The sequence below is a fragment of the Pseudomonas sp. P4_C3 genome (assembly GCF_056402075.1).
This window is the reverse complement of the sequence record NZ_JBFUIC010000769.1, coordinates 1-662: the sequence shown is the minus strand read 5'-3', so window position 1 is coordinate 662 and position 662 is coordinate 1. Positions and strand designations below refer to the sequence as shown.

Genomic DNA, 662 nt, shown 5'->3' with positions numbered 1-662 from the left:
AAGTAGGCATCGGCAAGCATGTCTATGGTCGCGAGCAGACTATCTATATCTACCAAAGTAGTTCGTGGGTTCAATAACGTCATCTTCAATGCTATTAGACCATCGTGGCGGGTGACCCCAAGATTCGCAATTCCCCTATCGAGCAATATCGTCGCGAGATGCCTGTGCAATGCGTCCCGATCAGCATCAGCGAAGAAGGGCCGACGGACCCGGAACAGGACACTCGATAATTGCGAACGACTGACCAATTCGAACGACAATGATGTATCGATACGGCTAGCAACCTCGCTTGCTAGATCAATTGCTTGGTCAATCAGTTCCGCATACCGGATGGTTCCGAGACTGCGGAGACTCATCCATAATTTCAGGGCGTCAAATCGACGGGTCGTTTGCAGAGACTTTCCAACCAAATTTTGTATGCCATCCCGATCATCCTCGACCGGGTTCAAATAGTCCGCATGAGTACGCATCAGGTCGAAATGTGCCGCATCGCGAAGCAGGAATGCGCCGCAACTGATGGTCTGGAAAAATTGTTTGTGGAAGTCGAGTGTGATCGAGTCAGCACGCTCAAGACCTTGCAGGCGATTGCGATATTTTTGCGATAGGAGTAACGCACCACCCCATGCAGCGTCTACGTGGAGCCAAAGTCCACGAGCCTGTGC

At 51.2% G+C, this 662-nt stretch carries 1 protein-coding gene; it reads right to left on the bottom strand.

The window, feature by feature from the left end; all coding sequences use genetic code 11:
- Window positions 1–662, bottom strand: a 662-nt coding sequence (locus AC1DVH_RS32340) for a pyridoxal phosphate-dependent decarboxylase family protein (protein WP_477757201.1), incomplete at both ends; no start/stop codon positions are given.